1 protein-coding gene is annotated in these 283 nt (G+C 67.1%); it reads right to left on the reverse strand.

Translation table 11 applies throughout. The features are described 5' to 3' along the window. Positions 1-283 (reverse strand): NAD-glutamate dehydrogenase domain-containing protein (locus GV790_RS30045; RefSeq protein ID WP_163818183.1); only part of this gene is annotated, 283 nt, incomplete at both ends.

A 283-nucleotide genomic window follows, 5' to 3' on the forward strand; every position in this document is an offset into this window, starting at 1 on the left:
TGGCGTCGGGAAGTAGTCGGGCAGCCGAGTGGCGAAGTACACCATGTCCGGCAGGTCGGAGTCGAGCAGATCACCCTTGAGCGCGAGCTTCACATGGGCCATCAGGTTCGCCAGCTCCGGCGAGGCCAGCCCGGCGCCTTCCTCATGCCTGCGCTTCATCTCCGGATCCGACGGCAAGGCCTCGAGTTCCCGGTCGAGGCCCCGACTCTCCTCGAGCCCCTCGATCACCCGGCGGTGCACATTCAGCATGCGCGGCGCGTCCGACCGTGAGATGCCCATCAGG

The organism is Nocardia cyriacigeorgica (assembly GCF_010858045.1).
In the GTDB taxonomy this organism is placed as follows: domain Bacteria; phylum Actinomycetota; class Actinomycetes; order Mycobacteriales; family Mycobacteriaceae; genus Nocardia; species Nocardia cyriacigeorgica_E.